We start from the raw sequence: 17,419 nt of genomic DNA, 5'->3' as shown, positions 1-17,419 counted from the left end.
GCGTCACCTGCGCCGCCCTTCCGCCGGGAGGGCGGCCGAGGTGGTGAAGCGGTGGGCCCTGCGGTGCGCGGCATGGCCGGGCGTACGCTCACGCCCGGCGGGGGCCAGGGGCACGCCCCGGTAGAACCAGAGCTTGCCGAGCTCGATGAGCACGAGATAGGCGGCCACCAGCAGGGCGAGCACGAGGAAGAACGGCGCGGGCAGCGGCCGGAAGCCCAGGGCGGCGGCGAACGGCGCGGCGGGGATGAGCGCGCCGACGGCGACCACGCCCAGGGCGGCCAGCAGCAGCGGGAGGCTGGGCCGGCTGCGGAAGAAGGGCACCCGCCTGGTGCGGATCGCGAAGATCACCAGGACCTGAGTGGCGAGGGACTCGACGAACCAGCCGGTACGGAACAGCGGCGGTCCGGCATGGAAGAGACCCAGCATGACCGCGAAGGTGGCGAAGTCGAACAGCGAGCTGATCGGGCCGAAGAACAGCATGAACCGCCGGATCAGCCGCACGTCCCACCGGGAGGGCCGCCGCAGCCGCTCGGGGTCCACGCTGTCGGTGGGGATGGCGAGCTGGCTGGAGTCGTAGAGCAGGTTGTTGAGCAGGATCTGGGAGGGCAGCATCGGCAGGAAGGGCAGGAACGCCGAGGCCGCGGCGGCCGAGAACATGTTGCCGAAGTTGCTGGAGGTGCCCATCAGCACGTACTTCATGGTGTTGCCGAAGATCCGGCGGCCCTGGATGACGCCGTCGGCCAGGATGTCGAGGTCCTTCTCCAGCAGCAGCACGTCGGCGGCGTCCTTGGCGACGTCGGTGGCCGTCTCGACGGAGATGCCCACGTCGGCGGCGTGCAGCGCGAGCACGTCGTTGACGCCGTCGCCGAGGAAGGCCACGTCCAGGCCGCCGCGCCGCTGGACGCGCACGATGCGCGCCTTGTGCTCGGGGGTGACGCGGGCGAAGACGGTGCTCCGCTCGATGAGCGCGGCCAGGTGGGCGTCGTCGGCCGCCTCGACGTCCTGGCCGGTCAGCACCCGCCCGCCCGGCAGGCCGAGGTCGGCGCAGAGCTTGGCGGCGACCGTGGGGTTGTCGCCGGTGAGGACCTTGACGGTGACGCCGAGGCCGGTGAGGCGTTCCAGCGCGTGCGGCGCGCCGGCCTTGGGCGGGTCGAGGAAGACCAGGAGGCCGCGGAAGGTGAGGTCGTGCTCGTCGGCCGGGGTGAGCGTCGTGCGCCGGGCGTCTTCTCCGCTCAGCGGCCGGGTGGCCACCGCCACCACGCGGTTGCCCGCCGCGAACTCGGCCTCGAGCGCCGCCTTCGCCTGGTCGCCGATGGGGGAGCTGCGCTCCAGCACGGCCTCGGGAGCGCCTTTGGTGACGATCATCCGGTGGCCGCCGTCGTCCTCGACCAGCACGGACGCCGTACGCCGCTCGTGGTCGAAGGGCACGAGGGCGAGCCGCCGGTAGCGGGCCGGCGCCGTCCGCAGGGCGCCGGCGGCGGGCGCCTCCCAGAGGGCGACGTCCAGGGGATTTCCGCCCACGACGCGGCCGTGCCCGTCGTCGGGGGCGGTGGCCTCGTTGCACAGCAGGCCGAGTTCGAGCACGTCGTCGGAAGGCCGCCCGTCCGGGCCGAGCGAGCGCATGAAGCTGATCCGCCCCTCGGTGAGGGTTCCGGTCTTGTCGGTGAACAGCACCTCGATGTCACCCAGGTCCTCGATGCAGACCAGGCGTTTGACCAGCACTCGGTGCTGGGCCAGGCGCCGGGTGCCGGCCGCCAGGCTGGTCGAGACGACGGCGGGCAGCAGCTGGGGGGAGATGCCGACGGCGATCGCCAGGGAGAACAGCAGCGCGTCGAGGACCGGGCGGTGCAGGACGAGGTTGATGACGAAGATGCCGGCGGTGAGCGCAGCGGCGACCCTTACCAGCAGCATGGAGAACCTGCGCAGCCCGATCTGGAACTCGGTCTCCGGATGGCGTTCGCCGAGCTGGAGCGCGATCCGCCCGAACTCCGTCCGTCCCGCCGTCGCGACGACGACGCCGGTCCCGGACCCGGCGTGCACCACGCTGCCCATCAGTGCGCAGTCGTGCAGGTCGGCCAGTGCGGCACCGGCGCTCACGGCCTGGGAGTTCTTGGCGACGGGCATCGACTCGCCGGTCAGCACCGATTCGTCGCACTCCAGCTCCGCCACGGACACCAGCCGCAGGTCGGCCGGCACGATGTCGCCCAGCCGCAGCTCCACGAGGTCGCCCGGGACCAGGGAGGTCACGTCGACGAGGCGGGGCCGGCCGTCGCGCCGCACCAGGCAGCGGTGCCGGATCTGGGAGTGCAGCGACTCGGCGGCCTTCTCCGCGCGGTACTCGTTGACGAACCCGAGCCCGACCGAGGCCGCCAGGATGACCCCGATGATGAGGGCGTCCGACCGTTCCCCGAGGAAGAACGACGCGGCCGCGGTGACGGCGAGCAGGACCAGCAGGGGCGAGCGCAACTGGCGGGCCAGCACCGCGAGGCGGCGGGCCCGGTGGGTGCGCAGCGCATTGGGCCCCACCGTGGCCAGGCGGCGCTCGGCCTCCGCCTGGCTCAGGCCGCCGGTCGTGCCGCCCAGCCGGGCCAGCACCTCCTCGACCGGCAGCGCCGCAGCGGTCCCGACCTCCAGCGCATCCTCGCCGGTCACGTCACCTGCCGGAGGCGGTTCATCGCCGACCGGCCCGATCGTGTCTCACCGTCGCCTCCCGTCTGGTCCTGCCCGAGGAGCCTTCCCGGGGGCGCAGGCACGAGACCCGCGGCGGAGGAAACTCTTGCCCTCGGCGCGCATGACCCTGTCTCGGGTGTCCGATATAAGGGAAACGGGCATGCACAATCCGTGAAGCCACCCTTTTGATGCGTTCCGCGCCCTCGCCGAACGGCGCGGACGGCCGGGCGACCGGCTGCTCGACGCGCTGGCCGCCGCTGCCGCCGAGCACCCGGGACCGCCCGCGAGGTGGGCGCCCGAGGTCGCCCGCCAGTTCGGGCTGCCCGCGTCCGCCGGGCTCGGGCCCGCCACCTACTTCGCCGACCTGGCGACCCCGCACGGGCGCCGCCAGGTGCGGGTCTGCACCGCTACGGCCTGCTTCGCGGCCCAGGCGGGCCGGCACCTGCCCGCCGTCGAGAGCGCGCTCGGCGTCACCGCCGACGACGACCGCGATCCGGACCCCGGCGTGTCCCTGCGGACCGTCCGCTGTCTCGGTTACTGCTACGGAGGGCCGGCCGCGCTGGACGGCGTGACGCCCTGCGCGGGGCCGGACGTCGCCGACCAGCTCGCCGGGCGCGCCCGGCCGCAGGCGCCGCCCATCCCGGTGGCCGACGCCACGGGCGACCCGGTGGTGCTCGCCGGCGTCCTGGGCGACGAGGACCCGTGGCGGATCTGGGCGGAGACCGTGAGCCGGCGTACCCCTGAGGCGGTCCGATCGGAGGTGGCGGCCTCCGGGCTGCGCGGCCGGGGCGGGGCCGGGTTCCCCGTGGCGGCCAAGTGGGCGGCGGCGGGCGGCTCGCCGGACACCGTGGTGATCGCCAACGGCGACGAGGGAGACCCGGGCTCCTACGCCGACCGGCTGCTCATGGAGGAAGATCCCGCGCGGGTGCTCGCGGGGCTGGCGCTGGCCTGCTTCGCCTGCGGGGCGCGTCGCGGCCTGGTGCTGGTGCGCTCGGAGTATCCGCGGGCCCTGGCACGGATGCGGGAGGCGGTGGAGCGGGCCCGCGCGGACGGGCATCTCGGCCACCGTCCGCACGGCGGCGACGCCGGCCTGGAGATCGGGGTGGTGGCGGGGGCGGGCTCGTACGTCGCCGGCGAGGAGACGGCGCTGATCGCCGAGCTGGAGGGCGGCCGCGGCTGCGCGCGGGCCCGGCCTCCGTACCCCACGGACCGGGGGCTGTGGGACGCCCCGACCGTGGTCAACAACGTGGAGACGCTGGCCGCCGTGCCGTGGATCCTCAGCCGTGGCGCCGCCGCCTACGCCCGCCGCGGCACGCCTGGGGAGACCGGCACCAAGCTGGTCTGCCTGTCCGAACGGTTCGCCCGTCCCGGCTGTCACGAGGTCGAGCTCGGCACCCCGATCCGGCGGATCGTCACCGAGCTGGGCGGCGGGCTGCGGGACGGGGCCGAGCTGGAGGTCCTGCAGGTGGGCGGCCCGCTGGGCGGGTTCCTCGGAGAGGCGGATCTGGACGTCCCGCTCACCGAACGGGATCTGGCGGCGCACGGCGCGGCGCTCGGCCACGCCGGGCTGGTCGCCGTGGACGGCCGGATCGAGCCGCTGGACGTGCTCAGGCATGTGTGGGAGTTCGCGGCGGCCGAGAGCTGCGGCGCCTGCTCGCCCTGCCGGGTCGGTTCGCGGCGGGGGCTGGAGCGGGCGCGCTCCGGGGTTCCTCCTGACGCCGCCCATGCCCGCATGCTGCGGGTGATGGGCGAGGCCAGCCTGTGCGCGTTCGGCCGCCGGCTGCCGTACGCGGTGCGCAGCCTGGTCCGCGCCTACGGGGAGCGGCTGCGGGGGTGGGGCGGATGAGGGTGACCGTGGACGGCCGGCCGGTGGACGTCCCCGCCGGGGCGTCGCTGCTGTCGGCCGTACGCGCGGCCGGTCTCGGCGTGCCCACGCTCTGCCATGACGACCGGCTGACGCCCGTCGGCTCCTGCCGGGCCTGTTCGGTGCGGGTGGACGGGCACGTCGTGGCGGCCTGCGTCACCCCGGCGGCCGACGGGGTCGAGGTGACCGTCGAGGGGGAGGAGCTGCGCGGCCTGCGCCGGGACGCCGTGGAGCTGATCGTGTCGGTGCTTCCGCCGTACGCGCTGGAGGGCGACGGCGAACTGGCCAGGACCTGCCGGGAGCTCGGCATCGGCCAGGAGAGCGCCGGAGGCGGCGCGGGGAGGGGCAGGGACGACAGCCATCCGTTCGTCCGGCTCGACCGGGACCTCTGCATCGCCTGCGGCCGGTGCGTACGCATGTGCGCCGAGGTCCAGGGCACCTTCGCGCTCACGCTGACCGGACGGGGATCGGAGACCGTGGTCGCGCCGGGCACCGGCGGCCTCTGGGCTGACTCCGACTGCGTCTCCTGCGGGGGCTGCGTGGACACCTGCCCGACGGACGCGCTCACCGAGCCCGGACTGCCGCCGGGGTCCTGGCTGGGCCCGCTCACCCGTACCCGCACGACCTGCGGGTACTGCGGCGTCGGCTGCGCCCTGGACGTGCTCACCCGCGACGGCGAGGTCGCCGCGGTACGGCCGGCCGGCGACGGGCCGGTCAACCGCGGCCACGCCTGCGTCAAAGGCCGATTCGCCCACGGCTTCCTGCGCGCCGGCGACCGGCTCACCCGGCCGCTGCTGCGCGGGAGCTCCGGCCGCCTGGAGCCGGTCAGTTGGGAGGAGGCGCTCGCGCACATCGCCCGCGGCATCCGCGCCGCCGTCGGCGAGGCGGGGCCTGGCTCGGTGGCGGCGATCTCCTCGGCCCGTTCGACCAACGAGGAGAACTACCTCCTCCAGAAGCTCATGCGGGCGGTCGTCGGCACCAACAACGTCGACAACTGCTCGCGCCTCTGCCATTCGCCGTCGGCCGCCGGGCTCACCGCCACGTTCGGCCTGGCGGGGGGCACGGACGCCTTCGAGGACGTGGAGCGGGCCGACTGCCTGCTCGTGGTGGGCGCCAACCCCGCCGAGGCGCACCCGGTGGTCGGCGCGCGGCTGCTCCGTCAGGTGCTGGGCGGCGCCCGGCTGGTCGTCGCGGACCCCCGCGCCGTCGGCCTCGCCCGCCACGCCGACGTGCACCTGAGACCCCGGCCGGGAACGAACGTCGCCCTGTTCAACGGGCTCGCGCACGTCCTGCTGGCCGAGGGCCTGATCGACGAGGACTTCCTGCGGAGTCGCGCGGCCGGGCTGCCCGAGCTGGCCGCGGTCCTCGACGATCATCCGCCGGGCCGGGTGGCCGCGATCACGGGGGTGCCCGAGGCGGACCTGGTCGCCGCCGCGCGGCTCTACGGGCGGGCCGAGCGCCCGGCGATCCTGTACGGGCTCGGCGTGACCGAGCACCTGCACGGCACCGACGGCGTACGGACGCTGGCGAACCTGGCGATCCTGCGCGGCGCGGTCGGCACCGGGCGCGGGTTCGGCGTGAACCCGCTGCGCGGCCAGAACAACGTCCAGGGCGCCTCCGACATGGGCGCGCTGCCCGACCTGCTGCCCGGCTACGGCAAGGTCCGTGACCCGGTCGCGCGCGGCAGGGCCGAGCAGGTGTGGGGCGTCCGGCTGCCCGAGCACGACGGGCTGCGCATCCCGGAGATGTTCGCGGCGGCACGCGCGGGGGACCTGCGGGTGTTGTGGATCGTCGGGGAGGACGTGGCCACCACGGACCCCGACGCCAACCGGGTCGTCGAGGCGCTGGAGTCCTGCCCGCTCGTCATCAGCCAGGAGCTCTTCCTCTCCGAGACGGCCCGCCGCGCAGACGTGGTGCTGCCGGCCGCCTCGTGGCTGGAGAAGGACGGCACCTTCGTCAACTTCGACCGGCGCTTCCAGCGCGTACGCCCCGCGCTCGCGCCGCCCGGCGAGGCCCGCGCCGACTTCGCCATCGTGCACGCGGTCGCCGCGGCGCTCGGGGCGGACCTGGGCTGCCCGACGCCCGCCGCGGCGCTGGCGGAGTGCGGGCGGGTGGCGCCCGTCTTCGCCGGCATCTCGCACGAGCGGCTGGACCGGGAGGGAGCCGTGCCCTGGCCGTGCCCGGAGGCCGGCCGGCCCGGGGTGAGCCGGCTCTACCAGGACCGCTTCGCCACGGCCGACGGGCTGGCGCGGCTGGCCGCCCGTCCCTACCTGCCGCCTGGCGAGGCCGCCGACGACGACTATCCGCTGATCCTCGTCACCGGCCGCCGCTGGGCGCACTACAACTCGGGCACCATGACCCGGCGGAGCGGCGCCGTCGAGATCGACCCGACGGACCATCTCGACCTGCACCCCGCCGACGCGGCCCGCGCGGGCCTCGGTGACGGTGACCCGGTGCTGGTGGAGAGCCGCCACGGGCAGGCCACGCTGACGGCGCGGGTCACCGAGGAGGTCCTGCGCGGCCAGGTCTTCTGCGCCTTCCACTTCGCGGCGAGCCGGGTCAACGCCCTGATCTCCAGCCACGCGGACACCGTCACCTCGTGCCCCGAGTACAAAGTCACCGCCGTCCGTCTCCGAAAGCCTTTTCGGTGAGATCGAATCGTAACAAGACGTTCGCTCGCTGATCAGTGGCCGTGCGTCCACGGAGCGCCAGGTGAGAGCGTATGCAAGCCGTAGCAGTGGTGCATTGACAGCCCGCCGTCGCCCGGTTTACCTTCCCGAAAACCTTTTAGGTCCGCTCGGAGTAGATGTTAGCGTTAACAGAAAAGGGAGCACACCCCCCATGAGACGACGACGGGCGGCGGCCCTCGCCGCGGCACTCCTGCTCCTCCTCCTCGGCACCGCGCCCCCCGCGCTCGCGGGCGCGCCGATCACCACCGCGATCTACACGGCCGACCCGGCCGCGCTGGTCGTCGGCGACACCCTGTACCTCTACACCGGCCACGACGAGGCCCCGACCGGCGGCACCAACTTCGTCATGCGCGACTGGCACGTCTTCACCTCCTCCGACGCCGCCACCTTCACCGACCAGGGCGCCAAGCTGGCCATCTCCAACTTCTCCTGGGCCGGCGCCGACGCCTGGGCCGGCGAGGTCGAGCGCGGCGCGGACGGCAAGTACTACTGGTACGTCCCCGTCAACGGCAACGGCGCCGGCTGGATGGACATCGGCGTCGCCGTCGGCGACACCCCGCTCGGCCCCTTCCGCGACGCCAAGGGCGGCCCGCTGGTCAGCGACAGCACCCCCAACTCCTCGCCGCTCAACATCGACCCCACCGTCTTCACCGACGACGACGGCCAGGTCTACATGTACTGGGGCTCCTACTACGGCCTGCGCGCCGCCCGCCTCACCAGCAACATGACCTCGCTCAACGGCTCGGTCATCACCCCGAGCGGCGTGACGAACTTCTGGGAGGCCCCCTGGATGTTCAAGCGCAACGGCGTCTACTACCTCGCCTACGCCGCCAACGACTCGGCCTGCTCCGCGCCCGGCTACGCCTGCATCCGCTACGCGACCGCGAGCAACCCGCTCGGCCCGTGGACGCACCGCGGCGTCGTGCTCGACCAGGTCAGCTCCACCACCAACCACCCGGCCATCATCGAGTTCAAGGGCCAGTGGTACATGGTCTACCACAACGCCTCCAGCCCCGGCGGCGGCAACTTCCGCCGCTCGGTGACCATCGACAAGCTGTACTTCAACGCCGACGGCACCATGCAGAAGGTCGTGCAGACCGGCGGCCCGGTCACCCCGGGCAACCTCGCCGCGAGCGCCACCGCCTCCACCTCGTACGTCTCCCCGTGGGAGACGCTGGCCGCGGTCAACGACGGCTACACCCCGGCGAACTCCGCCGACCGCGGCCACGGCGCCTACGGCAACTGGAACCACCAGGGCACCGAGTGGATCGAGTACCGCTGGCCCACCGCCCAGACGGTCTCCCGCTCCGAGGTCTACTGGTTCGACGACGACCAGGGCATCGACCTGCCCGCCTCCTGCCGGGTGCAGTACTGGACCGGCAGCGCCTACGCCGACGTCCCCGGCCAGTCGGGCTGCGGCGTGGCCGCGAACACCTTCAACGCCACCACCTTCCCCTCGATCAGCACCACCAGGCTCCGACTCAACATCACCTCGCGCACCGGCTACTCGACCGGCGTCCTCGAATGGAGGGCCTTCTCGTGAGACGTGTCCTGACCGCCCTTCTGCTGGTCGCGGGCCTGGTCGTGGCGGGCGCCCCGGCCAACGCCGACCAGACCATCGGCTATCCGGCCTTCAGCGGCCCGGCCGTCCCGGCTCCGCCGGGCACGTACACGACCGGCAACACGATGCGGGCCATCTACGACGCCGAGAGCTCCGGCACCGACTTCTGGATGGACCGGCTGCTCGCCCGCCCCGGCAACGACCCGGCCGGCACCTGGCTGATGACGCGCGGCCGGGCGCTGTTCATGAAGACGCACACGCCCGGCACGCTCGGCTTCGCGGGGCAGGTGGCGTACTGGGAGAGCATCAGCAACGCCAATGCGTTCACCGTGGCCGTCACTCCTGGCACGTTCACCGAGCAGGTGAGCTCCCGCTGGCAGGCGCCGAGCCACTGGAAGAGCCGGCACACCTCCGGGTCGGTGACGATCGACCAGACCAAGTTCATCACCGACAACAACGTGGCCGTCGCCAACCTCGCCATCACCAACGGCGGCTCCGCCTCGACCACGCTGCAGCTCCGCGCCACCTCGCCGTACGCGACCACGGGCAGCGGCAGCGAGCTGACCGGCCAGGTCAACGCCTACAACAACCTCACCACGCTCTACCCGAGGCTCACCGGTGACGGCTTCACGGTCTCCAGCGGCGGGCTCAACCGCTCGGTCACCGTCGCGGCCGGCGCCACCGTGACCGTCAAGGTCGTGATGGGCTTCGTCACCAACGAGATCCCGGCCTCGCGCACCGAGTACGACGCCTACGCCGGCTACACGCCCGCCACCGCGTTCGCCACGCACGTGCGCGCGTACAACCGCTGGTGGGCCGAGAACATCCCCTACATCGACGTGCCCGAGCCCGGCATCAAGAAGAACGTCTACTACCGCTGGTGGCTGATGCGCTACAACCACCTCGACGCGGACATCCCCGGCCAGACCTTCCAGTTCCCGACGTCGATGGAGGGCGTGCTCGGCTACAACAACGCCATCGCGCTGACCCAGCCGATGCACATCGACGACCTGAAGTACCTGCGTGACCCGGCCTACGCCTACGGCGACTGGCTCAGCGTCGGCCAGACCTCCAAGAACGGCCGCTTCCTCGACAACCCCGGCGACCCCGAGAACTGGTCCAACAGCTACACCCAGTACATCGCCGAGGCCGCCTGGAAGAGCTACCAGATCCACGGCGGCCAGCCCGGCATCGCCGCCAACCTCGCCCGCTACGCCGAGCAGGACGTCAAGGGCCAGCTCTCCTACTACGACACCGACAACAACAAGCTCATCGAGTACGACTGGGGCGCGCTCACCGGCAACGACGCCGACGCCGTCTCCTTCCACTGGAAGCCCGGCCGCATGGACCGCGCCGAGTCCGCCTACCAGTACAGCGGGGCCCTCGCCGCCGCGCAGGCGTACGAGGCCATCGGCAACACGGCCAAGGCCACCGAGATGCGCAACCTCGCCACCCAGATCCAGAACGCCATCGTCGGCGTGCTGTGGAACCCGAGCCGGCAGCTGTTCGAGCACCGGCTGAAGTCCACGAACGAGTGGGTGCCGTGGAAGGAGATCAACAACTACTACCCGTTCGCGGTCGGCGCGATCCCGAACACGGCGACGTACAAGCAGGCGCTGCGCCTGTTCAACGATCCGGCGCAGTACCCGATCTTCCCCTTCTACACCGCGAACCAGGCCGACAAGGCGGCCTCCGGGACCGGCAGCAACAACTTCTCCACGATCAACTCGACCGTGCAGTTCCGCCTGCTCTCCTCGGTGCTGCGCAACTACCCCAACGAGTGGATCGACCCGACCTGGTACAAGAAGCTGCTCTACTGGAACGCCTGGGCCCAGTACGTCGGCGGCAACACCCAGTGGCCCGACGCCAACGAGTTCTGGGCCGACTGGAACGGCTCGTCCATCACCTACCGCTCCTGGATCCACCACAACATCCTGGGCAGCAGCAACTGGACCGTGATCGAGGACGTCGCCGGCCTGCGCCCGCGCAACGACGCCAAGGTGGAGCTGTCGCCGATCAACATCGGTTGGTCCCACTTCACCGTCAACAACCTGCGCTACCGCAACGCCGACCTGACCATCGTCTGGGACGACCCGGCCGACGGGATCGTCCGCTACCCGGGCGTGCCCCAGGGCTACTCGATCTTCATCAACGGCAGCCGCGTCGCCACCGTGTCGTCGCTGGTGCCGTTCACCTGGGACCCGGCCACCGGGGCCGTCACCACCTCCGGCACCGTCTCCTACAACGTCGCCGTGTCGGGACTGCAGGCGCCCGCCCAGGTCAGCCAGACCAGCGCCCGCATGGTCGACCTGCTCGCCAAGGCCGGCGTCGACCTGACCGCCGACCTCGCCAACCTCGCCGCCGGCGCCACCGCCACGGCCTCCACCACCGCCTCCGGCAGCACCACGGCCGGCGCCGTGGACGGATACCCCATCAACGAGCCGTTCTGGGGCGGCACCACCGCGGGCCAGGACTGGTACGAGCTCAACTTCGGCACCGCCCGCACCCTCAACGAGGTGCGGCTCTACTTCAAGGACAGCCGCCCGGCCAGCGCCACCTACCGGGCGCCGGCCTCCTACGACATCCAGTACCACAACGGCAGCGCCTGGGTGAGCGTGCCCTCCCAGGCGAAGAACCCGGCCACGCCGCGCGCCAACTACAACGTGGTGCAGTTCCCCGCCGTCACCGCGCAGCGGGTGCGGGTGCTGGCCACGGCCGCCTCCGGCGCGCGGACCGGCCTCACCGAGATCAAGGTGCACAACAGGGGCGGCGTGCAGCCGCCGGCCAACCTGGCGACCTCCGCCACGGCGAGCGCGTCCTACACCTCCTCCTGGGAGAGCGTGGCCGCGGTCAACGACGGGATCGACCCGCCCTCGTCGAACGACACCGTGAACCCGCGCTGGGGCTGCTGGCCGGAGACCGGGCAGCAGTGGGTGGACCTGACCTGGTCCTCCTCGCGCACGCTCAACCGGGCCGAGGTGTACTTCTTCGACGACGACCAGGGCATCGACATGCCGGCGTCGTGGAAGCTGCAGTACTGGAACGGCAGCGCGTACGTGGACGTGCCCGGCGCGTCGGCGTACACGCTGACCAAGAACGCCTACAACAACGTGACCTTCACCGCGACCGGCACCACGCGGCTGCGGGTGCTGCTCACGGGCAACGGCTCCAGCAGCGTCGGGCTCCTGGAGGTGAAGGCGTACGGGCCCTGAGCCCGCCTGATCGACGAGGGCCCGCCGACCGGCGGGCCCTCCGGCTCCTACAGGTGCCGTCCCGCGCCCGCGCCGGCCGGCACCAGCGCCTTGAGCGCCCTGGCCGGATGCTTCCGGCCGACCAGGGCGGGCGTCCAGCCGGCGTCGGCGCCGAGCGCGCCCCCGGTGGCCGCGTTGTAGGCCGCCACCAGGTCCGCAGGCCGGCCGTCCACGAGGTTGTCCCGCGCGGTGATCGCCGTGCCGCCGAAGACGGTCAGCACCTTCGCCGCCGGGACGCCGTCGAAGGCGTTGGCCTCGGCGTACACCCGCGAGCCGACGCCCACGCCGATGCTGTAGACGTGGCCGGGCCCGCCGGTGACGTAGTTGTTGTAGACGTGCACCTGCCCGAAGCGCACCCGGGGCGTGCGCTGCCCGAGGCCCTCGAAGTAGTTGTGGTGCAGGGTGACCTTGAGCTTGTCCTCCTCGGCGTAGCGCGCAGGGTTGTCGGTGTTGCCGATCAGCATGACCTTGTCGTGGCCGCTCAGGTGGTTCCAGGACAGCGTCACGAAGTTCGAGCCGCGCACGACGTCGAGCAGCCCGTCGTGCACCTGGTACGGCCGGCCGAAGTACGACGGCTGGCCCGAGTCGGGGTTGTCGCCGTCGTTCAGCGTGTTGTGGTCCAGCCAGACGTGCGTGGAGCCGGAGACCTCGACGTTGTCGAACGAGGCGTTCCAGTTGCCCTCCGCGCCGTCGGTCGGGTCCCACTGCGGGAAGCAGTCGGAGGTGTCGGTGATGGTGAGGTTGCGGACGATGACGTTGTCGGCGCCGCTGATCCGCAGGCCGAAGCTCTTCAGCGCGGCGTCGCGGCCCAGGCCGACCAGGGTGACGTTGGAGCCGATCGTGACGGTGACGTGCTCGGCCATCTTCGCGTACGACGCCTTGCGCGCCTCCTCCAGCGGGCCGGACGGCACGCTCGTCCTGCCCCACACCGCGGGGTCGTAGGCGGCGAGGTAGGCGGCGAGGCTGTAGCCGTCCACGGCGTAGTCGGCGCAGGTCAGCGGGCGGCCGGAGTCGTCGGTGTCGGCGTCGATGGCGCCCTTGACGTAGACGATGCGCGGCGTGTTGTCGGCCGGGTCGCCGAGCGCGGCCTTGAGCTGGGCGCGGGTGGTGACCACGTGCACGTTCTCGGGGCGGGCGGCCGAGCCGCCGGTGGTGCCCGTGGTCGCCGCGGCCCAGCCGTCGTTCGCGGGCGGCACCTGGCGGCCCAGGTCGCGCGGATCGGGGCGCGGCGGCGTGCGGCGCACCGGGTTCCAGCCGTCCGCGCCCGCGAGGTACCGCTCCGGGGTGAAGGCGGCGGCCTGCGCGGGCGTGAGGGTCGGCCGGTCCGCGCCGGCCGACGCGCCGGGGCCCTCGTTGCGGTACTCCGACAGCCGGGCGTCCCGCCAGCTCAGCCCGGACATGTCGGTCCAGGGGGCGTCCTTGACGTGCTGGCCCAGCCACGACTCGCGTACCAGCACCTGGCCGCGCGCGGTCGCCGAGCCGCCGGCCGGCCAGGGGCGGCCGAGGTGCACGCTGCGCGCCGGGGCGTCGCTGACCAGGTGGCTACGGTAAATGAGGAAGCCGTAGGGGTTGGCGACCTCGGTGCTGGCGGCGGTGACGTAGCCGTTGTTGTCGGCGCTGCCCCGGTCGAGCGACCTGATCACGCAGTTGTCGAAGACGGCGGTGGCGCGGCCGAAGATGAAGTCGACGTCGCCCTCCACGTGGCAGTCGCGGAAGTACTGGCGGGCGGTCGTGGTGGCGGAGGCCGTGTTGGCGTAGAGGGTGTCCTGGTTGCCGAGGAAACGTACGTTCTCGTAGACCTGGCGGTCGCCGGTGGTGCGGACGGCGACGGCCTGGCTGGGGCCGTTCGCGGCCTCGTCGTAGGAGTTCTCGAAGGTGAGGTTGCGGGCGGTGAAGTCCGGGGCGCCGATCACGTACGACGCGCTGCCCGAGGTGCCGTACGGGCCCGAGCCGTCCGGCTTCGGCGTGGCCGCGGAGACGTCGAAGGTCAGCACCACCTCGCGGGCGTCGCGCGTGTCCCCGACGAGGGAGATGTACGGCTTGTCGGGCGGGATGACCACCTGCTGCCGGTAGGTGCCCTTGCGGACCCGGATCGTGACCGGGCGGGTGTTGCCCGAGGGGACGGCGTCGACCGCGGCCTGCACGGTGGTGTGGTCGCCGGTGCCGTCAGCGGCGACCACGATCGTGGCCCGTCCCTGAGCCTGGGCTTCGGCGGGCGTGGCGGTGAGGGTCAGCAAGAGGGGGAGGAGTAACAGAAGTCGCATGCGCAACCTCGCAGAGGGTGGTGCGGCAATCGGTTGCATGAAACGTTCGCGTAACGCCGCTGACCCGTCAATGGATGCAGTAAAACTGCATGTTTTCTGCAACAAGCGGTTGCAGGAGTGTTGACCGCCCTGCCGTCCGGCTCTACAGTCCGCCTGCTAATTATCGGGAGATTTCTGAAACTTTCAGGAGCACCGTGCGCACCCTCCTCCGGGCCCTGGTGGCCTTTCTCCTGCCCGTGCTGTCCCTCTCGACCGCGCTGCCCGCGCGGGCCGCCGCCGATCACGTCTACGACTTCGAGGACGGCACCACGCAGGGCTGGAGCCCGCGCGGCGACGGCGTCTCCGTGGCCGTCACGACCGAGGCCGCCCACGGCGGCGCCGCCTCGCTGCTCGTCACCGGCCGCACCGCGAACTGGCACGGGGCCTCGCTCGCCGCGCCGTTCGTCAAAGGCGTCACCTACCGGGTGAGCGCCCACGTCCGGCTCGCCGCCGGGCAGCCCGCCGCGACGATCGCGCTCACCGTGCAGCGCACCCCGGCGGGGGGCGAGACCACGTACGAGCGGGTCGCCGCCGGCACCGTCACGGACGGGACGTGGGTTCGCCTGGCCGGCACCTACCTGTTCACCGCCGACTCCACCGACCTGCAGCTCTACGCCGAGAGCGACGACCCCACCGGCCGCTACCACCTCGACGACGTCGTGCTCGCCCCGCAGGGCGACCCCACCCGCGAGCCGGTCGCCGCCGACTTCGAGGACGGCACCACGCAGGACTGGTCGCCGCGCGCCTCCGCCACCCTCGCCGCGACCACCGAGGCCGCCCACGGCGGCGCCCGCGGCCTCGCCGTCACCGGCCGCTCCGCCTCCTGGGACGGGCCGGCGCTCAACGTGCTCGGCCGCCTCGGCAAGGGCGACCAGTACCAGCTGTCGGTGTGGGTCAGGCTCGGCGCCGGCGTGGACTCCGGCCGGCTCGGGCTGTCGATCGAGCGGCGCACCGCCGGCACCCCCAGCTACGAGCAAATCGTGCCGCCCACGGACGTGCCGGCGGGGGAGTGGGTGCGGCTCGCGGGGACGTACACGCTCTCGCGCGACGTGGACTTCCTCAGCGTGTACGTCGAGTCCGAGGCCGGCACCTTCCCCTTCCACCTCGACGACTTCGCGATGACCTACGTCGCGCCCAAGCCGATCCAGACCGACATCCCGGCGCTGAAGGACCGCGTGCCCTTCACCATGGGCTCCGCGCTCACCCGCCCCGACACCTTCGGCGTCCACGGCGAGCTGCTGGCCAGGCACTTCAGCGGCATCACCCCCGGCAACGAGCTGAAGTGGGACGCCACCGAGCCCCGCGAGGGCGAGTACGCCTTCGGCGACGCCGACGACCTCGTGGCCTTCGGCGAGCGGCACGGCATGACGATCCGCGGCCACACCCTCGCCTGGCACAGCCAGACCCCGGCCTGGGTGTTCGAGGGCGCCGACAAGCGAACCCTGCTCACCCGCCTGGAGAACCACGTCCGCACGCTCGTCACCCGCTACAAGGGCAGGATCGCGGTCTGGGACGTCGTCAACGAGGTCGTGGACGAGAACCAGCCCGACGGCCTGCGCCGCTCGCCCTGGTACGAGATCACCGGCCTCGACTTCATCCGCACCGCCTTCCGCGTCGCCCACGAGGCCGACCCGGCCGCGAAACTGTTCATCAACGACTACAACACCGAGTTCCCACGCAAACGCGAGGCCCTGTACGCGCTGGTCAAGCGGCTCAAGGCCGAGGGCGTGCCGATCCACGGCGTCGGACACCAGCTCCATCTCAACATCGAGCAGCCGCCCGCCTCCTCCGTCGAGGACACCATCGAGCGCTTCGCCGGCCTCGGCGTCGAGCAGCAGGTCACCGAGCTCGACGTCAGCGTCTACACCGACTTCGTCTCCTCCTACCCCACCATCCCCGACGAGCTGATCGCCGAGCAGGGCCACCGCTACAAGGAGCTGTTCGACGTCTTCCGGAGGCAGGCCGCGCACCTCAGCTCCGTCACCGTCTGGGGCGAGTCCGACGACGTGAGCTGGCTCAACACCTGGCCGATCACCCGGCTCGACGCGCCGCTGCTGTTCGACAGGGAGTTGCAGGCCAAGCCCGCCTACTGGGGCGTGGCCGACCCGTCGAAACTGCCGCCCCGGGTGCGCCGCCTGGAGGCGCCGGCCGGCGAGGTGGTCCTCGACGGCAAGCGCGACCAGCAGTGGGACCTGCTGCCCGACGCCCCCATCGCGCGCGTGGGCGAGGTGTCGGCCGGCTTCCAGGCCCGCACCACGGCCGCCGGCATGTACGTGCTCGCCGAGGTCGCCGACCGCAGCGTCTCCGCCGCCGACCGGGTGACGTTCACCGTGAACGGCGTCGCCCGGACCGTCACCCGGCTGGGCGGGCCCAAGGCCGCCGTCCGGCCGACCCCCACCGGCTACCGCGTCGAGGCCCTGGTCCCCAAGGGCACGGACGTGGACGTCACCGTACGCGACGGCGGCACCGCCGTCTCATGGACCGGGAAGGTCACCCCCGCGCCCGCCGTGAAGCTCACCACCGCCGCCCACCGCGCGCCCGTCCTCGACGGCGTCGTGGACCCGGCCTGGCGGGCCGCGCCCGAGATCCGCACCGGCACCTGGATCCAGGGCACCTCAGGGGCGACCGCCACCGTCCGGTCGCTGTGGAGCGGCTCCACGCTGTACGTGCTCGCCCAGGTCACCGACCCCACCCTCAGCGAGGAGTCGCCGAACGCCTGGGAGCAGGACTCCGTCGAGATCTTCGTCGACCCCGGCAACGGCAAGACCAAGGGCTACACCGACGACGACGGGCAGTACCGGATCAGCTTCTCCGGCCGGCTCACCGTCGGCGGCACCTTCGACGCGGCCGGCGTCAAGGACAACCTCAAGGCCGTGACCCGCACCGTGCCCGGCGGCTACGTCGTCGAGGCCGCCGTCGCGCTGCCCACCGCGACGCTGAAGCCGGGCGCCCTGCTCGGCTTCGACATGCAGGTCAACGACGCCACCGGCGCGGCCCGCACCGCCGCCGTCACCTGGAACGACGCCACCGGCCGCGGCTACCTCGACACCAGCCACTGGGGGGTGCTGCGGCTGGCCTGA

The 17,419-nt window shown here is 72.5% G+C and carries 7 protein-coding genes and 1 pseudogene; 6 read left to right on the top strand and 2 right to left on the bottom strand.

Annotated features, from left to right (window positions below; all coding sequences use genetic code 11):
• Positions 1-3: 3 nt before the first annotated feature.
• On the bottom strand, positions 4-2,652 hold the full coding sequence (gene mgtA, locus BMW85_RS20370; RefSeq protein WP_245774953.1) for a magnesium-translocating P-type ATPase: 2,649 nt from the start codon (positions 2,650-2,652) through the stop codon (positions 4-6).
• Between the two features lie 247 nt (positions 2,653-2,899).
• On the opposite strand from mgtA, the pseudogene BMW85_RS51980 reads away from it, so the two are divergent.
• The 5 genes and pseudogenes from BMW85_RS51980 to BMW85_RS20350 all read left to right on the top strand — a co-directional run.
• A pseudogene (locus tag BMW85_RS51980) lies at positions 2,900-3,217 on the top strand (NAD(P)H-dependent oxidoreductase subunit E); the annotation flags it as partial.
• A gap of 21 nt (positions 3,218-3,238) precedes the next feature.
• Positions 3,239-4,516 carry an NADH-ubiquinone oxidoreductase-F iron-sulfur binding region domain-containing protein gene (locus BMW85_RS20365; RefSeq protein ID WP_342743429.1) on the top strand — a complete coding sequence of 426 codons (1,278 nt, stop codon included), beginning with the start codon at positions 3,239-3,241 and terminating at the stop codon, positions 4,514-4,516.
• Positions 4,513-7,185, top strand: a complete 2,673-nt coding sequence (gene fdhF, locus BMW85_RS20360; protein ID WP_091084087.1) for a formate dehydrogenase subunit alpha — start codon at positions 4,513-4,515, stop codon at positions 7,183-7,185. Before BMW85_RS20365 ends, fdhF begins: the two co-directional genes overlap by 4 nt.
• A gap of 190 nt (positions 7,186-7,375) precedes the next feature.
• Complete coding sequence (locus BMW85_RS20355) at positions 7,376-8,767, top strand: glycoside hydrolase family 43 protein (protein WP_091083519.1); 1,392 nt, start codon at positions 7,376-7,378, stop codon at positions 8,765-8,767.
• Positions 8,764-11,997, top strand: a complete 3,234-nt coding sequence (locus BMW85_RS20350; protein WP_218155863.1) for a galactose-binding domain-containing protein — start codon at positions 8,764-8,766, stop codon at positions 11,995-11,997. Before BMW85_RS20355 ends, BMW85_RS20350 begins: the two co-directional genes overlap by 4 nt.
• Positions 11,998-12,044: 47 nt before the next feature.
• Here the strand turns inward: BMW85_RS20350 and BMW85_RS51235 are convergent, their stop codons facing one another.
• On the bottom strand, positions 12,045-14,300 hold the full coding sequence (locus BMW85_RS51235; protein WP_177240779.1) for a pectinesterase family protein: 2,256 nt from the start codon (positions 14,298-14,300) through the stop codon (positions 12,045-12,047).
• Between the two features lie 194 nt (positions 14,301-14,494).
• Here BMW85_RS51235 and BMW85_RS20340 point away from each other — a divergent pair, with 194 nt between their 5' ends.
• Complete coding sequence (locus BMW85_RS20340) at positions 14,495-17,419, top strand: endo-1,4-beta-xylanase (RefSeq protein WP_177240778.1); 2,925 nt, start codon at positions 14,495-14,497, stop codon at positions 17,417-17,419.

It is taken from the genome of Nonomuraea wenchangensis (assembly GCF_900111685.1).
GTDB classification, from domain to species: Bacteria; Actinomycetota; Actinomycetes; order Streptosporangiales; family Streptosporangiaceae; genus Nonomuraea; species Nonomuraea wenchangensis.
This window is presented reverse-complemented; position numbering and strand designations above follow the sequence as displayed.